This window comes from Acinetobacter sp. EKM10A (assembly GCF_011075215.1).
Classification (GTDB): domain Bacteria; phylum Pseudomonadota; class Gammaproteobacteria; order Pseudomonadales; family Moraxellaceae; genus Acinetobacter; species Acinetobacter baumannii.
This window is the reverse complement of the sequence record NZ_JAALLK010000001.1, coordinates 243,301-260,361: the sequence shown is the minus strand read 5'-3', so window position 1 is coordinate 260,361 and position 17,061 is coordinate 243,301. Positions and strand designations below refer to the sequence as shown.

Sequence of the window (17,061 nt, the reverse complement as noted above, 5' to 3'; positions counted from 1 at the left end):
TTTATAAAGATGTTGTAGATGTATTTAAAATGCTGCGAAGTTGTTTTTTGTCCACCTTACCGACTGCGGTCAGTGGCAAACTTTCGATTAATTTGATCTGGTCTGGAAGCTTATATTGTGCAATACCTAACTCCATAAGATGGCGTCTGAGCACAACAGCTTTAAGTTCAGGATTACGAGAAACAATAAAGGCACAACTCTTTTCACCGAATTGGTCATCAACAATCGCGACCAAAGCTGCGTGCATAACTTCCGGATGTAAAAGTATAAGTTTTTCTATTTCTTCCGAAGCAATCTTTTCACCACCACGGTTAATCTGGTCTTTAATTCTTCCTACTACACGTAAATTACCATCAGGGGTACGCTGCACGAGATCGCCCGAATAGTAATAGTTGTCCTCATCAAAGACCTGTGAATTATGTTCAGGGCTTTGGTAATAACCACAAAAGGTATAAGGTCCCCGAGTCGCAAGCATTCCTACTTCACCTTCCGGAACTTCTTTATACTGCTCATCTACAATTTTTATTTCATCATCAGAACTGATAGGACGCCCTTGTGTCGTAAAGATTTGCTCATCGGAGTCATCGAGTCTGGTGTAATTGACTAAGCCTTCGGCCATTCCAAATACTTGTTGTAATTTACAATTGAGGACTTCAGGAACTTGACGGGCTAAAGATTCAGGGAAACTTGCTCCGCCCACTTGAAGCAACTTTAAAGACTGGATTTGATCTTTATATTGAGCGGCTTTTTCTAGCCACATAATGACAGCACTCGGCACTAAAGATGCCATATTGACTTGATGTCTTTGAATAATAGAAAAACAATTGAGCGGTTCAGGATTTGGTGCCATCACAACACATCCACCTGCATGTAAAACACCTAATGCACCGGGTGAACTCAACATAAAATTATGCGGAGCTGGCAGAGCACACAATAACCGTGTATTCGAGTTTAAACCGCAAATCTCGGCACTGGCCCGCACACTATAGTCATAGTCATTATGCGTTCGTGGAATAAGTTTTGGTGTTCCCGTACTTCCACCTGACAACTGAAAGAAAGCAACTTCATCAGCAGGTGTAGATGAAAAATCGACAAAGGTCTCTGCTGGTGTTTCAATCCAGTCTAATAGTCCGAAATCGTTAGCTTGATGATTGAGCATCAAAATAATTTCAGGACTTAAATTTACTTCATGAAGTGAGTCAATAAATTGATTATTGTTAAAGACTTCATGCTGACGCGAACCAATTAAAAGCTTAGGTTGAATCTGTTTAATAAAGGCATTTAGTTCATATTGACGATGACTATATAGCGCATTGAGCACAACCACGCCTGCCTTAAGCAAGGCAAAAAAGACAATATAAAACTCTGCAACATTGGGAAGCTGTACTAAAGCTGTATCACCCTTGCCCAAGCCTTTTTCAGCTAGTCGAGAAGCTAAATTTGTTGATAGCTGGTCCAGCTCGATATAACTCAACTGACGCTCACCACAAATAATTGCCGGTGAATGCGGATGCGATTGAACCCCTACCGTTAAAATGCGCGTCAAAGGTTGGTCAATCCAATAACCTTTATTTCGATAGTTTTGCGCTCTCTCGGGAGACCAGCGAACAAACTCAATCAACTGTTTTTTCATGACATTCTAAATATTCAATTTAATTTAATGGTTATCAAGCTATTGATTCTTCGTAAAGTTTCTTACATATCGGCATAAATATTTAATTTGAATACCGACTAAAGAAAACTCTTAAGACGGACAAGCTATATATTCACAGCAAAATTGGAAATGATTAACAAATGCAACTGGTAATCATTTTCATTTGTTTGTATGATGCTGAAACAAGATTAATTTGTCAACCGAGTTATCGTTCAATGTGTGAATTAACTTCGATGCAAGCGGCCTGCTGGTTTGGTCGCTCTGGCAACGCAACTTTAGGTGGGGTTGCTGCCCACCTCTATGCAGAATTTGACGGTCAATTTATTGATCTACAAAAATTACATTTAGCACTTCAACGACTTTATAAAGAACACCCTATTTTGAGATTAAGTTTGAATGCCGATGGCATCGCAAACATCATGTCTGAGAAGACTCAACAGATATTAGAAGTCGATGATTTTTCAAAGCTTAGCGATTATCAAATTGAGCAAATGCTCATGCAAAAACGGGAGCAATGGACCCATCAAAAACTTGATCTAAGTCAGGGCCATACTGCAAGATTTTCTATAAGTGTTCTTAAAAATAATATTTTTCGTTTTCATATAGATACGGACATGATTGCTATAGATCCGTCCAGTTTTTTGAACTTGACGGAAGATCTTTCTTTGTTTTATGAAGACCCAGAAATATCATTCTCCCGTCCGCCTAATTTTTTTGACTGGTATCAAAAAATACGGACAGATCCTGACCTAAAAAAATTAAGCCAACGAGACCGCTTATGGTGGAAACAACGTCTGTCTCATATTAGCCCTGCTCCGTCTCTACCTTTCATTCATCAAGAATTCAAAACAGCAAAAAGTGATCGTTTAAGTACTTGGCTATCGCCAAAAGAACGAACAGCATTACAACAACTTGCTAGAAAACAACATATTACTGTAACCAACCTGATATTAGGTCTATTTGCCTATACGCTTGGTCATGCAACCAAAGATCACAGCTTCCGATTAAATATTCCTACTTTTTGGCGCGAGCCAGTTTTAAAAAATGTCGAAGGCACTATTGGTGATTTTGCTAATCTAGTCATCCTTGATGTTGATATGAAAGGAATAACTACCTTAGCCGCATTCTGCAAACAAATAGCAAATCAAATGCTTGAGTTATTAGAGCATTCACATTATTCGGGTGTGAATGTTCTACGTGACCTGTCCCGTTATCATGGTAGTGCACAGATTGCTCCCGTGGTATTTACAGCGGCGCTCGACTTAGAAAATGATAATTTACTTTCCGAACGTGTCCGCCGTGTTTTTGGCTCAATGAATTGGGTCATTTCACAAGGGCCGCAAGTTGCACTTGATGCACAAGTTGCTCATGTAGATGACGGTATTTTAGTTAATTGGGACATCCGTTTAGATGCTCTCCCCAAAGAATGGATCACGAATTTATTTGAATCTTTCATTCATTTACTTAAAAATCTTGCCGCACATCCTGAGCAACTGAATACACAAATTATAAGCCCAGCACAAAATACCTCGTCAGATCGTACGTCTCAAAAACCATTAAATGCATTACAGCAAGCCTACCTATTAGGCCGAACTCAAGCCCTTCCTTTAGGTGGTGTTGCCATGCAAGAGTTTAGGCAGTATCACGGCAAAATGGATATTGTTTTATTAAGACAACGATTGGCAGAAATGGTACGGCGGCATGACAGCTTACGAACCTATATTGATAAAAATAGGTTAATACAATATGTAAGCGATCAAGTGAGTGTCAATTTAAAAGAAATAGACCTAACTACATGGGAACCTGAACGTGCTTCTCACCACATCCAGTCCTATAAAAATAGTTATACGCATGAGCTATTTGATTTAAATCAGTCGCCTTGGAATATCACTGTCTTTTTATTAAAAAATAATCTACTAACGATTTTTGTCCGCTTTGATGCATTAATTTTAGATGGCCGATCTATAGCTTCACTTATGTTAGAGCTATTCGATGGACAACAACATGATATCCAAACGCAAATAGAAGAAAATGAAGTTGAAAATAGCCTGTCTGTTCATCACGCAGATATGGCTTACTGGGAAAGAAAATTTTCTAAATTATCGGCTATTCCTACGCTTCCGTGGAAAACACCCTTACAGCATTTATCGACTTCACGTTACCAACGTAACAGTCTGGTTATAGAAAAAGATCAATTTAAACAGTTGTCTAAAATTGGCGCAAAACATTCACTGTTTAAAAACTCAGTCATCATGGCGCTTATTTTGGAAGTGCTATCTCATTGGAGCACGGACAAATCTCTATGCGTTGCTGTTCCTACACTTCCTCTCTATGCCGGACCATTTTCTAATAGCTCTACGTTTATTGCTGTTGAGTGGAAAACTTCAGATCAATTTGCTGAACAAGCAAACCGTTTGCAAACTGAAGTTTTAGAGGGTTTACAGCATCTTTCATTTTCAGGCGTTGATCTCGCTCGACTATTATTTGAAAAAGTTGGCACTGCTCCAGTATTACCGATTGTAATTACGAATGGTTTGTCATGGCCGGTATTATCTGAATCTCATCCTATTCAGCAACTAGATGGACTGACCCAAACACCTCAAGTTGCAATTGATATTCGCTTTAGCACAAGAAATGACGGCGCTTTGATTTTCGATATTGATTATGCCCAAGAAGCATTTCCACCCAACATGATTGACGATTTCTTGGATGCACTGCAATTAGCAATCAAGCAAATTATTGGTTCAGAAATATTCAGTTTTGATCTCAGCAATTTTTTCAGTGAGCTTCAAAATAAACGACTATATTTTAAAAATAATGAGTCCGATCATTCATCTATACCAATTGAAAATAATGCTAAACAGCAAAATCAACTACTCGACATTTACTTAGAAGTGATAGGCCACCCGCCAAATATGGAAGTGGACAACTCAACTCATTTTACTCATCTCGGGCTACGTCCACATCATTTAAAGGCCGTTTCAAAACGTATCAATGAAACATACGCGATTCAGCTCTCACCTGTTCAACTTATTCAATGTCGCAATATTGCTGATGTAGAGAAACTACTAACAGCACATTAATTCGTATTTTGAACTTTCATCATTTTGGAAACAGATAAAGTATAAACATGAAAAAAATAGATATTACCGGAATTGGTATTGGGCCATTCAACTTAGGTTTAGCTGCTCTTTTGTCTCATCATCCCGAAATCAAAAGCGTATTTTTAGAACGTAAACCAGAATTTCGATGGCATGAAGGGTTGCTATTGCAAGGTACGACATTACAAGTTCCTTTCTTTGCCGACTTGGTTACTATGGCCAATCCTTGCCATCCCTTAGGCTATATTAATTATTTACATCAACATGATCGCTTGCATCAGTTTTATTATTACGACAGTTTTTTAATTCCACGCCGTGAATATGACCATTATTGCCGTTGGGCTTCAAAACAATTACCCGATTGTCGATTTGGAGAAAACGTAAGCCATGTGGAATATGACGCCAAGCTGGATAAATTTATTATAGAAAGTGAATCAGCCTCAGGCGAAAAACAAAAATATATAAGCCAAAATCTGGCGATTGGTATTGGAACTAAACCTCGAATTCCTAAATGGCTGGAAACATGCAAACACCCTTTGGTAAAACATTCAGCGGAGTTTGCAAAAATTCAGGAACAACTCAAGCAATGTAAACAGGTCACGGTTATTGGCTCGGGCCAGAGTGCAGCAGAATGTGTACTTGCTTTATTTAATTCACTTACACCAGAACAAGTAAAAGCAGGCGCATCTATTCGTTGGATCACACGTTCTGCCGGCTTTCACCCAATGGAATATTCTAAACTTGGACAAGAGTGCTTTACCCCTGCATATATGCAATATTTCCAAAGCCTGCCTAGAGATAAACGCCGCGATATTGCTGCTAGTCAGGGCCTGATCTATAAAGGGATTAGCTTCTCAACCATTGGTGATATATATGATGTGCTTTATGAGCGTTCCGTGGCTGGTGAAAAATCCGGTTTAAGCCTATACACAAGCTGTGAGGTTGAATCGGTTGAAGAACTTGAATCGGGTTCTCTGCGTTTAACCTGTTTGCACACCCAACTCGATCAACGTTGCGAATTAGAAACTGATGCCCTTGTTGCAGCTACAGGCTATGTTCATGATTGGCCTGAATGGTTCCAAAATATGAAGGGTTCTATTTTAGCTGTTGATGATAAAAATGATTGTATTGTTCAAGAAGACTTTACGGCTTTACGTTGTGATCAGGGACAAGGTCGAATTTTCATTCAAAATGCCGAGATTTTTCAGCAAGGCGTTGGTTCTCCTGACTTAGGGATTGGAGCAACTCGAAACTCAGTCATTATTAATCAATTACTGGGGCGTAATGCATATCGAATTCCTAAACAGTCTTCTTTCCAGCATTATGGTTTACCAAAATAAAAAACGCTTAATAAAAAAACTGCCAAATCAAATTTGGCAGTTTTTTTATATGTTCTTTTTAGATCAAATTAAAAATCAATTGTGGCAGATAATAAATAAGTACGTGGTGCACCAAGCATTAAACTTGTAAATTGAGGCATTGACCAATATGACTTATTGGTGAGGTTATCAATATTCCCGCGAATAGTGACAGGAAATTGAGCTATTTTCGTATTATAACGTGCGCCAATTCCGTACACTTCACGTCCAGGCACTGAGGTTGAATTATCATTATAAATATATTGTTTAGACGCAGCTGTCGCATTGGCAGTCAAAGTTAAGCCCGGGATATACGACACATCACCTTCAATACCAAGCTTCGCTTGTACTTTTGGAACACCGGCAACAACATTTCCTAACTCACTTGCAATTCTGGTTTTTGTAATTTTAGGATCAATATAAGTTAATCCTCCCATTACACGAATACTGTCAACAGGTGAACCATAAAAGCCCCATTCAACTCCGCGATTACGTTGTTCTCCATCAGCGCCATAAATAGATTTGATTTTTTCATCGGTACTTTTAATTACATACGAATTTCTAGATTTGATCTGAAATACACTAAACGTATTGGTGAAGTTACCGCTGTCAATTTTAATTCCGGTTTCCATCTGTTTAGTTTTAAAAGGAGAAAATATTTGCCCCTCATTTTCGTAGTTTTGTCCGGTAGGTACGGTTCCCCCTGAGCTTAATCCTTCAATATAGTTTGCATATAATGAAACATGATCATTTGCTTTTACCAAAATTGCAGCTGCAGGTGTAATAGCGTTTTTATCATAACGGCCGTTAATATTTCGGACGCCCTGCCCATTTAAACTTTCGGTGACAATATTTTGATAACGCAGTCCTAAGGTTAATTGGACTTGATCTTGAAGAACCGACATCGTATCGGCTAATCCAACACTTGTTAAATTTTCTTTATTACTAAAAATAGGGGCAATAGGAACGCGATTCGGTTTACTGCCCCAATTCGGATTATAAATATTAGTTACACGATCTCCCTCAGGAAATCCTTGTCTAATACCAGCTTCGTCATCCGTTTCGCGGTAATGTGTTGCATTGAATGCCAGTGCATGTTTGACAGCACCTGTATCAAATTTACCACGTAAACCCACTTCAGCAGATTTACGTTCATATTTGAAACCTAAATGTGCAATATTAAACTTTATATCTCCCGCTTCGTTTTGTATTTCAGTTTTAGCAGCACCTAAAGTGTTATATTCTGTTTTACTCATACCTGCCGTTGCATACGCCATCCACTTATCATTTAAGTCATACTCGCCTCGGATCATACCTCCCGTATCACGCGTGTTATAGACCGTCCACGTCGGGTTCAATAAAGTATCTGGATTTGGCGCTTTGGGTAAATTGACACCCGGTAAAATGGTTAAACCACGATTTATACCGTCAGCATGGTCACGGCTAGTATATAAATCGGCTGAAAGTCGTGCATTGTCGCCTCTCCAATCTAAACCAAGTGAAAATAGATGATTGGTTTTTTCCTGCTCTTTAATCGGTCCTTCACCATCTCGATATACACTATTGAACCGCACACCAAACTCTTTGTTTTCACCAAAACGGCGCCCAATATCCAGATGGCCTCCGAATTGTGAATCCGACATATACGTCGTTGTAAACCGAGTTAAGGGATCATCTCCTGCACGTTTCGGAACCAAGTTAACTGTTCCCCCTAAAGTTGAACCTGGAGGCATTCCGTTTAACATTGCTGAAGGGCCTTTTAACACGTCAATACGTTCAAACATTTCCGGTGAAGCGCGGTATAAAGGAGCAATACCATATAATCCGCCCATAGAAGTATCGCGGCCAGCAGCCACAGAACTTGATCTAAATCCACGAATAGCATAACTTTCTGCAATTACGCCGTAAGCGCCAGTTGAAAAAATAGATGGATCCGTTTTTGCAATCACATCGGTGATATCTTTCGCTTGCTGATCTGCAATATATTTTTCTGTATACGCAATGGTATTAAACGGGGTTTCCATAGCGGTTTTATTACCTAAAAAGCCAACTGAGCTTTTCGACGAAACTTGTCCACCTGCATAAGTATTGTCTTGTTCAGCTTTTACGGTAATTGCTGGTAAAGCTGCTACATTTGTTTGAGCAGTTTGTTGTTCTAGAGTTTTTGTTGAATTATCAATAACAGCAGCATAGGTATTTGATGCACATAGAACAAATACGGTGCCTAATGCATAGCCTAATCGAAGGGCCATTTGTGCAGATGCAACACCATTTAATACAAAAGAACGGTGATTAATTCTTTGATCATTCCCAGTTTTAAAATTACGGTTATAGCTAACGTTGTTCATTGAAAGACCTTTAATGTTGTGATTCATTTTTTATTAACTATCTGCTTAAAATTCATAGCAAAATAGTGAAAAATTTATGCTGTAAAATTTAACTAAGTGATGTGCCCAAAAATTTATTGATAGCCTTTTTTCACATCTTCCATCACTATTTTGAGTGAGGTTGGGCTTGCAGCCGTGGTGTACCACGCATCGGCATCGACAAAAATGACACGACCGTTTTTCCATGCTTTGGTTTGACGTAATAATGGATTTTCAACACTGGCAGCATTAATGTTTGAGCGATGTTCCATCACAGCAGTTCGGTCCACGATATAAAGAATATCGGGATCCGCTTTTTTGATGAATTCACTCGAAATAGGTTGCCCATGTAGACTTGTATCCACCACACCACTTGCAGGCTTTACCCCAAAGGCATTAAAAATAAAGCCATAGCGTGACTGAATACCAAAATTACTAAATGCCCCATTGTTATGAAGAACGACTAATGCTCTTTCCGGGCGATTGGCCGTTACGGCTTGTACTTGCTTCACTTGTTCATCAAGTTCAGAAACTTTCTGGCGGGCTAAATCTTCTTTATTAAATATTTTTCCTAAGGTCATCATATGGTCTTTAACCAAACCAATATGATTACTGTCACTATTGTTGAAGTTAATATCGTAATGAATGGTCGGGGCAATTTTTGACAGTTCCTGATATTGATTAACGTGTAATGGCGTCATCAAAATCAGGTCTGGTTTTAATGCATATATCCGCTCCATATTGGGCTGTACAATTGCACCCAAATCCTGAATTTGTGCATCTTTTTTATATTTTTCCAAAAAGTGTGGAACATAATCTTTTGGCATTCCCATAATCGGGACATTGAGTTGATCTAGAAAGTCAGCTTCATTCATATCAAGTACGGCAACGCGTTGCGGCAAATGATCTATCACCGTAGTTCCAAGCGCATGTTTCACCGTAATCGGTTCTGCTAGCTTCTGAGAAGCTTGAGTGGTATCTGCAACTTTTTGATCACATGCTTGTAGAGTGACAGCTGCCGCTATGATGAGGGCTACTCCCCCATACTTTTTCTTCCAGTTCATATGTATTCAAGCTCCAGATGAGTTGAAGTAATTACACATACAGCCACGCTCACTGTATGTAATTTCAAAATCAAGCTCGTACAGATCATTTAATTGCGCCTCTGTAATCACTTGTTCCGTTAACCCACTGAAATGAAGCTTGCCGTTCTTGAGCGCGACAATATGGTCCGAGTAATTCGTTGCAAAATTGATGTCATGAATGACTAAAATCACAGTGCGTCCTTGTTCATCACATAAGCGCCTGAGTGCGCGCATAATTTGAACGGCATGCTTCATATCAAGGTTATTTAAGGGTTCATCTAATAAAAGTACGTCTGTTTGCTGGGCGATCGTCATCGCCAAAAAGGCCATTTGCCTTTGACCACCACTAATTTCATCTATGTAAGATTTGCGCAGTGGTTCTAAAGAAAGAAACTCAATCGCTTCATCAACCACCTGACGATCTTGCTCGGTTAAAACACCACGGCTATAAGGAAAGCGTCCAAATGAAACCAGCTCTTCTACGGTTAAGCGTAAATTAAAGCCGGGTGCTTGACGTAAAGTCGCGACATGCTTGGCGTAAACAGCGGTTTTAATATCAGCAATATTTTGATGATTAAGAAAAATCTCTCCTTTATCCGGCTCAATTAAACGTGCCATCATCATGAGCAAAGTCGATTTTCCGGCTCCATTTGGACCAATGAGTGACGTCACCTGACCTGTAGGAAATTCAACATTTACATCAGTCAGTATTGGCTTATTTCCATATGACTTATTGATATTCTTGACATGAATCATGCAACACCTCGGGTACGAACCGTCAGCGCAAGGAAATAAATGCCACATACCAGATTGACCAGAATGCTGACGGTCGTTTTGTAATTAAAAACGTGCTCAACTAAAATTTGAGCAGCAATAAATATGGCAATCGTGATGGCACAACCCATGGGCAGCGTTAATTTATGCTTATAACTTCTTGCTAGTGCATAAGTAATGTTGGCAATGAATACACCCATAAATACTGTCGGGCCAATCAGACTGGTAGATACCGCAACCAAAATAGCGATTAGAGCTAAATAGAAACTGACATAGCGGTGATGATGAATGCCTAATGAAATGGCTTGCTCACGCCCTAAAACCAGAACATCCAAAACAGGGAGCGCTTTTCTACCGAGGAATAGAACAATGACTACGGCTAGGCTGGCATAAAATAAAGTTTCTGGTTGAGAGCGATTAAAAGAAGCATAGCTAAGGCCTTGGAAAACAGAAAATTCACCAGGATTAATTTTGAGTTGAATAAATTGAGTAACCGTCCCGACGACCATCGTAAGGACTAAGCCTAAAAGCAACAGGAGAAAGACATCATTTCTGCCATATGGCAATAACCACTTATGGATTACCCACGAATAAAGCAGCATTAAAACGATAGAGATAAAGAAATTACCATTTACCCCTAACTGGCTTAGTCCATGTGTTCCCCAAAAGAACAACAACAAAACTTGCCATAAGAGATAAATCGCTTCATAGCCCATAATGGAAGGGGTCAAAATACGATTACCCACCAACGTTTGAAAAACAATCGAGGAAAAAGCAACACAAATACCGGCTATCACAATCGTGGCAAGACGCAGAAGTCGATTAGGAATGACGTAATCAAAATCTAGTCCTGAGTTTAAAAATAAAAAACATACTGCTAGGCAGATGACAATCAAATAAATCATCCATAGCTTTGTAATGCGCATTATCTGAACTCCCTCAAAATGAGGATGAGGAAAATAATTCCCCCCACACCACCTGCGGTAAGTCCGATCGGCACTTCAAATGGGTAAATGATTGAGCGGCCAAGAATGTCACAAATCAGTAATAGAGATGCCCCACCCAAAGCCACAATCGGCAAGGTTTTAGCTAAGTTTTCTCCGTATTTAAGTGCGACTAAATTGGGGACCACGAGCCCGACAAAAGGAATAGCACCAACCGTAATTACTGTGGTCGAAACTGTAATGGCAACCAGTATCAAACCAATGGCGGCTATAGCTGCATAACTGAGTCCCAAACTAGAAGCCATCTCTTCCCCCATACCAATTACGGTAAAGCGGTGTGCGAAAAGATAAGTCAGGACAACAATCGGAAAAATAATGTAAATAACTTCATAGTGGCCTTGGACAATTTTTGAAAAATCTCCTAAAAGCCACCCTTGCATACTTTGTAAAATATTAAAGCGATAGGCATAAAACTCAGCTAAGGCACTCAGTACACTGCCGTACATCAAGCCAATAACCGGAACTAAAACCGTATTTCTAAAACGGATCCGGCGAATAATTGCGATATAAATTAAGCTGGCAATAAAACAAAAAATGATCGCAAATATCATCTTGCTCAGCGTGCTGGTTACCGGAACTAAAGTTAATGACACTAAAATTCCCAGTTTGGCAGCATCTAAACCACCCGATGTTTCCGGTTCAACAAACTTGTTACGCACAATATGCTGCAAGATGACACCACATACCGCCAAGCCGATTCCGGTGAGCACAATGGTAATTAAACGAGGGATACGGCTGGCTGTAAGAGTGAGCCAACTCTCATGAGAAAAAGAAAATAAGGTAGACCACTGTATTTGTTCAGCCCCGAGCAATAATGAGCAAATACATAAAATGATAAAAATACAGAATAAGCCAAATCGCATCAGTGGCGTGCCCCACTTGAGCGTAATAAAGCCGATGCAAATTGCAAATTTAATCCCATCAAACCAAAGCGAGGGAAAATTTGTTCAACATTTGATGGGCTTATTAACCTTTCATGATTGAATATTCTCATGAAAATTCCTCAATTTTATCGAGACAACAGAATCAGTTCCTTTTGAATAGGCAAAATCACAGCCCTATTCCGAGGAGCGTTTTTTTCATCTTTAAATTATTTTTGCCCAACCAATTTCGAATTAAATAAATATTAATCAATCACTTATTATTTATTTTCTATTTTAAAAATTCGTCATTCTCAATTGGCACTATCTACTTGCAAATAATAATCTTGATGTAAATGAGAATCAATTATAGTATGTTTAAAGGTAAAATGTAACCCTACTGTTACATCAGTACAGTTCATGTGGACATCAACTCATTAGAAAAAGGTCAATTTTTGCAAACAAGCAAATCTATAACATTATGAATTATATGAAATTTAATCTAATGTAAAAAATTTGCGAAATAAAAATTGATGAAAATAGCCATTTGATAAACCAGGATTCATTTATGTTGGAACAATTTTCCAAATCGCCCTCTCTCCTTTCGGTTACTGATTACGAAGAACATATCTGGATGTTGCAATTACAACAACCTGAACAAGTTAACCGACGTTTTAATCTATGGAAACTTAATCAAGGTTTAGACATTCAACTGCTCATTAAAGCAATTCAAGACATTATTAAAACTACACCTGACTTAAATGTTCGCTATACATTTAGTGACGAAGGTGATTTATACAAGTATCCATTTGATGATCATTCGGCTTGTCTAGAAGTAAAAAAAAGCAATGCAGAACAAGTATTTGAGCAGGTCGCCGCCTTAAAAGCGCAAGCATGGAATGCAGAATTTCATCCCCCTTTTTTTACAAGTCTCATAGAAACAGAGCAAGACTATTTTCTTATTTTAGCGCTCCACCCGATTCTCGATGAAAGCTATCAAAAGTCAGATTTCATTCAGGCTATACAAAATCGATATCAACAATATTCACCCAATAATGTGCCATTGGTGCTGACAGAAATTGATATCTCAAATCATCTTGCAAGTTCTACAAAAGCGCCAGAACAACCTAATCAAACTTATGTTTCAGAAATTATTTTAGAAGAGTTTCGAAATACGCTCGCTGAACCAGAAATGAGTCAACATGATGACTTTTTTGATTTTGGCGGCCATTCACTATTAGCAACGCGAATTATTGGAAACCTACTTAATAAACATGGAATTGAGATTCAATTTAATGATTTCTTTAAATCCCCATCTGCTGCTGATTTAGCTCAATACGCTTTAGTTAAATCTGCAAAAACTGAAAAAACTACCTTACAAAGTGTCGATCAAGCCCCGCTTACTTTAGCTCAAGATTTCCTGTGGCAAGCTTATTCCGCGTTCGATTTTAGCCCAATTTATAACTTACCATTTGCCGTAGAATTCCTTGAAGAAATTAATGAAGATTTTTTCTTACAAGCCTTTACAGATATTGTTGAGCGCCATGCAGGCTTACGTACAATTTTTAATAGCGCCAATGGTCAAACCTATCAACAGGTGGTTCCTACGTCTGAACTTAAACAATTCAAATGGTTTTGGAACAGTGCCGAAAGTAAAGATGCAACGCTTGCCAGTGAAGCTTCATATAAATTTGATTTAACTCGTGAACTTCCCTTAAGAATTCGTTTGATTCGAAATGCCAAAGGTCGCCAAACTCTATCGTTTTTAGTTCATCACATGGTGATTGATGAATGGTCTTTAAATACGATTATGGCTGACCTTGCACATGCTTATCTTGCTCGCTCAAATGCTCAAGCACCGAGCTGGAAGGCACCCGCCCAATCCATTCTTGATTTTTCTTTACTCCAGCAAAAGCAAGGGATCAACCAAGACCATTTAAATTATTGGACTAACCTGTTAAGAGGAGCAACCAAAGGACTAAACCTTCCTGTTTCGGAACATGAATTAAATGCTGAAAAGGAAAAACCTCCAGTCCAATGGCTCGAACTTAAATTTGCACCGGAAATGCATGACAAGCTTCTCGCATTTTCGAGACAACATAGCTCTTCTATTTTCGCGGTTCTCTATACTGCTATCGCCCATGCATTACAGCAACAAGGTAATTTAAAAGATATTGTGATTGGTACTTCTGCCTCTGGACGAACTGATCCTGAGTTTTTTGATACGGTGGGTTACTTTACGACCATGGTGGCGCATCGCACACAGTTTAGCCCTTCAGATTCATTCCAATCGTTGCTCCACCATATCAGCACAATGATTAATACCTCGATGGCCTATGCAGATATTCCAATCAACCATATACAAAATGCATTAGGAATGCGTGCCGATGAAGGACTGTTATTTGATGTGTTTATTCATATCCATTCAAATAATGCTTTAAACGGCGCGCTCAAAACACCTCAGGGACAAGACCTTCCTTATCGTCAAATCTTGCCGGAACGTGATGAATCGATGTTCGGATTACATTTCGAAATTATGGAAAATGTGATTGATGAACAGCATCAGTTAAGCATGATTATTACGTATCAGGCTCACCGCTTCCCGACTACAACAGTGGAAAGTATTTGCGAAAAAATGAAGGCAACCTTAGCTCAAATCTAGTTGCCCTAAAACCAACCATGTGCTTAAAAGCAAACAACTCAACTCCGCTTTTAAGCACATTTCAATTTTTCTATTTTATTTGCTGCTCTACTTTATTCACCACATCCTGAATTGTTTTGCAGCTAACTAGCGTATAAAAATCAATTTGTGTATTGAGCTTTTGAGAAAGTTTCTGAGCAATACTCATGAGTTGTTTCGGACGAATTCCTATATCTAATATTTCACTTCTATAAAGAATATCCATTTTTTCAGCTTGACTGTGAGATATGCATTCACGAAAAACCGATAGAACCGAATCCCCCACCTCAGCGATTGATGACTTTGTTTTAGAAGAGTTTGCAGACAACGTAGAAGATACATAAATTTTCCCCTGAGCGATTTCTTGCACAGCTTTACGATCAATTTTTCCATTTCGGGTCAAAGGTATGGTTTCAACGGCCAAATATTTCGAAGGAATATGTGAACTCGGCAAATGTATTTTTAAGAAGTTCTTTAATTCGGGGCTATTTAGGCGAGTAGTTTTATATTTATTTTCTAGGGTGTAAACGGCGACTAACTCTTGAGTTTCAGTCGTTGGATGTACACAACTGATCACCACACAGTTATGGATATACGGGTTCTTCGTCAAAGCATTTTCAACCTCGGCCGCAGAGATTCTCACACCTTTTATTTTTAAATAACCTTCCTCACGTCCAGCAAAAATAATATTCCCATCTTCCCTAAAATATCCTTGATCACTCATGCGAAAAGCAGTTTGAGTTTCATTTTCGCTCACTTGAATATCAACGAAATCTTTATAATTAATTTCCCCATCAAGTAAATAACCATTTGATAAATTCAGGCCGGCCATATACATCGTACCGACCTCGCCCATTTGGCAAGGCTTTAGATTTTCATCCAAAATAAAATAACGGTTATTTTCTAAAGCTTTTCCATACGGAATAATTTCCTGATCTTGCTCATTTATTTCATGCCATATACTCCAAATTGTGGTCTCGGTAGGTCCACCTAATGAAAATAAACGAGCGTTAGGCAATTGTTGTCTTAACTTCGTTATAAGTGAGGGCTTGATATAGTCGCCGCCTTGGGCAATTAAACGCAAAGATTGTAATTGTTCTTTTTGAGCTACACTGAACAGCATATCGACAATGGCAGGCACACTGCTCCAAATCGTAACCTTGCAACGATCTACTAAATCGGCCCAGACAACAGCATTTTTACTTTGCTCAAAAGATGGAACCACCAAAGTTGCACCCACTGCCATTGAAGCAAATACATCAAATACCGACATATCATGATGAAACGGTGTTACCGCCATAATCACATCGTCAGCAGTAATTTTCCATTCCGAGATCGTCTGTTGTAGCGTGTTTTCTGTGGCCTGATTATTTAGGACCACACATTTCGGAGTTCCTGTACTTCCCGAAGTATATAAATAATAAGCCGGACGTCGGTTAATTTCGGCATTAAAGCTCGGTTCATACTCAGTTGTAGCCGATAAAATCTCATTAATATTTAGTGTTTGCAAACCTGCAATGGATGAGTCACTCACCACAACATTTGCCCGACTATTCGTCAATAAATAGTTCAGACGCGACGGCGGAGAATCCATATCTACAGGTAGCCAAATGATACCTGTAAGCGCACATGCCAAAGCGGTATAAATATGCTCAGGACTTTTTCTCAGGCAAATTGCCACCACCGACCCTGTCGCCAAGTCTTGCATTTTTAGCGCATACATGACTTTGGCGACTTGAGTCCCTACCTCAGCATAACTAATGCTACGACCTTCAAAAATGAGTGCTGTTCGATTGGAATTTTGATCAAAAATATTTTCATAAATTTGCTTTAAGAAATTTTCTATATTTTTATTTTTATCATTCATTTGCCCTAAATTTTGGCTCAAATCTTTTAGCATTTATCTTGGTCCTCACCCTATTCTTTATGCAATACCACCCAACCTAATATTCAAAACAAAGTTATAAAAATGTCGTCTTTATCGCTGTTTGTTTGAATAATAGATACCCCAGCACAATAATATAAATGATAATCATTTACAATTACTATTAAGAGAAATATCAATTTCTTTCTTTTAAAAGCCATTAATAAAAAATGATAAATATCAAAATAATAAAAAAATTTTTGCTATTCGATTTAATCGTTTAGTGAACTAATTCTATCATCTAAACACACAATT

The 17,061-nt window shown here is 38.7% G+C and carries 11 protein-coding genes; 3 read left to right on the top strand and 8 right to left on the bottom strand.

Translation table 11 applies throughout. The features are described from left to right. Window position 1: 1 nt before the first annotated feature. Window positions 2–1,633, bottom strand: a complete 1,632-nt coding sequence (basE, locus tag G9371_RS01190; protein ID WP_029424545.1) for a (2,3-dihydroxybenzoyl)adenylate synthase BasE — start codon at window positions 1,631–1,633, stop codon at window positions 2–4. A 161-nt stretch (window positions 1,634–1,794) separates the two neighbouring features. On the opposite strand from basE, the gene basD reads away from it, so the two are divergent. Both basD and basC read left to right on the top strand, forming a co-directional pair. After that, window positions 1,795–4,737 carry an acinetobactin non-ribosomal peptide synthetase subunit BasD gene (basD, locus tag G9371_RS01185; RefSeq protein WP_029424546.1) on the top strand — a complete coding sequence of 981 codons (2,943 nt, stop codon included), beginning with the start codon at window positions 1,795–1,797 and terminating at the stop codon, window positions 4,735–4,737. Window positions 4,738–4,784: 47 nt separating this feature from the next. Beyond that, complete coding sequence (basC, locus tag G9371_RS01180) at window positions 4,785–6,095, top strand: putative histamine N-monooxygenase (RefSeq protein WP_000717757.1); 1,311 nt, start codon at window positions 4,785–4,787, stop codon at window positions 6,093–6,095. Window positions 6,096–6,163: 68 nt separating this feature from the next. On the opposite strand, the gene G9371_RS01175 is transcribed toward basC, so the two are convergent. From G9371_RS01175 to G9371_RS19330, 6 genes are all read right to left on the bottom strand, one after another. Continuing rightward, window positions 6,164–8,488, bottom strand: a complete 2,325-nt coding sequence (locus tag G9371_RS01175; RefSeq protein WP_029424547.1) for a TonB-dependent receptor — start codon at window positions 8,486–8,488, stop codon at window positions 6,164–6,166. 86 nt (window positions 8,489–8,574) lie between these two features. Continuing rightward, the gene (bauB, locus tag G9371_RS01170) at window positions 8,575–9,543 is read right to left on the bottom strand and encodes a siderophore-binding periplasmic lipoprotein BauB (RefSeq protein ID WP_029424548.1); all 969 of its coding nucleotides are present in this window, start codon (window positions 9,541–9,543) and stop codon (window positions 8,575–8,577) included. Between the two features lie 6 nt (window positions 9,544–9,549). Further along, complete coding sequence (gene bauE, locus G9371_RS01165; RefSeq protein ID WP_000582117.1) at window positions 9,550–10,320, bottom strand: ferric acinetobactin ABC transporter ATP-binding protein BauE; 771 nt, start codon at window positions 10,318–10,320, stop codon at window positions 9,550–9,552. Beyond that, complete coding sequence (bauC, locus tag G9371_RS01160; RefSeq protein WP_001223280.1) at window positions 10,317–11,264, bottom strand: ferric acinetobactin ABC transporter permease subunit BauC; 948 nt, start codon at window positions 11,262–11,264, stop codon at window positions 10,317–10,319. Before bauC ends, bauE begins: the two co-directional genes overlap by 4 nt. Further along, window positions 11,264–12,205: a ferric acinetobactin ABC transporter permease subunit BauD gene (gene bauD, locus G9371_RS01155; protein WP_001210791.1), complete on the bottom strand. Its 942-nt coding sequence runs from the start codon at window positions 12,203–12,205 to the stop codon at window positions 11,264–11,266. The genes bauC and bauD overlap by 1 nt, the downstream gene beginning before the upstream one ends. After that, complete coding sequence (locus G9371_RS19330; RefSeq protein ID WP_001218004.1) at window positions 12,205–12,336, bottom strand: hypothetical protein; 132 nt, start codon at window positions 12,334–12,336, stop codon at window positions 12,205–12,207. Before G9371_RS19330 ends, bauD begins: the two co-directional genes overlap by 1 nt. Window positions 12,337–12,836: 500 nt before the next feature. Between G9371_RS19330 and basB the strand changes: the two genes are divergently transcribed. Further along, the gene (gene basB / locus G9371_RS01150; protein WP_086221445.1) at window positions 12,837–14,864 is read left to right on the top strand and encodes an acinetobactin non-ribosomal peptide synthetase subunit BasB; all 2,028 of its coding nucleotides are present in this window, start codon (window positions 12,837–12,839) and stop codon (window positions 14,862–14,864) included. 70 nt (window positions 14,865–14,934) lie between these two features. Here basB and basA read toward each other — a convergent pair whose 3' ends face one another. Then, on the bottom strand, window positions 14,935–16,782 hold the full coding sequence (gene basA, locus G9371_RS01145; RefSeq protein WP_029424550.1) for an acinetobactin non-ribosomal peptide synthetase subunit BasA: 1,848 nt from the start codon (window positions 16,780–16,782) through the stop codon (window positions 14,935–14,937). Window positions 16,783–17,061: the final 279 nt, after the last annotated feature.

Bases quoted from the DNA above. Each gene is read 5' to 3' on its own strand.
- bauD (WP_001210791.1), bottom strand. From the start codon at position 12,205: ATGCGATTTGGCTTATTCTGTATTTTTATCATTTTATGTATTTGCTCA.
- G9371_RS19330 (WP_001218004.1), bottom strand. From the start codon at position 12,336: ATGAGAATATTCAATCATGAAAGGTTAATAAGCCCATCAAATGTTGAA.
- G9371_RS01175 (WP_029424547.1), bottom strand. From the start codon at position 8,488: ATGAATCACAACATTAAAGGTCTTTCAATGAACAACGTTAGCTATAAC.
- basB (WP_086221445.1), top strand. From the start codon at position 12,837: ATGTTGCAATTACAACAACCTGAACAAGTTAACCGACGTTTTAATCTA.
- basA (WP_029424550.1), bottom strand. From the start codon at position 16,782: ATGCTAAAAGATTTGAGCCAAAATTTAGGGCAAATGAATGATAAAAAT.
- basD (WP_029424546.1), top strand. From the start codon at position 1,795: ATGCAACTGGTAATCATTTTCATTTGTTTGTATGATGCTGAAACAAGA.
- basE (WP_029424545.1), bottom strand. From the start codon at position 1,633: ATGAAAAAACAGTTGATTGAGTTTGTTCGCTGGTCTCCCGAGAGAGCG.
- basC (WP_000717757.1), top strand. From the start codon at position 4,785: ATGAAAAAAATAGATATTACCGGAATTGGTATTGGGCCATTCAACTTA.
- bauB (WP_029424548.1), bottom strand. From the start codon at position 9,543: ATGAACTGGAAGAAAAAGTATGGGGGAGTAGCCCTCATCATAGCGGCA.
- bauE (WP_000582117.1), bottom strand. From the start codon at position 10,320: ATGATTCATGTCAAGAATATCAATAAGTCATATGGAAATAAGCCAATA.
- bauC (WP_001223280.1), bottom strand. From the start codon at position 11,264: ATGCGCATTACAAAGCTATGGATGATTTATTTGATTGTCATCTGCCTA.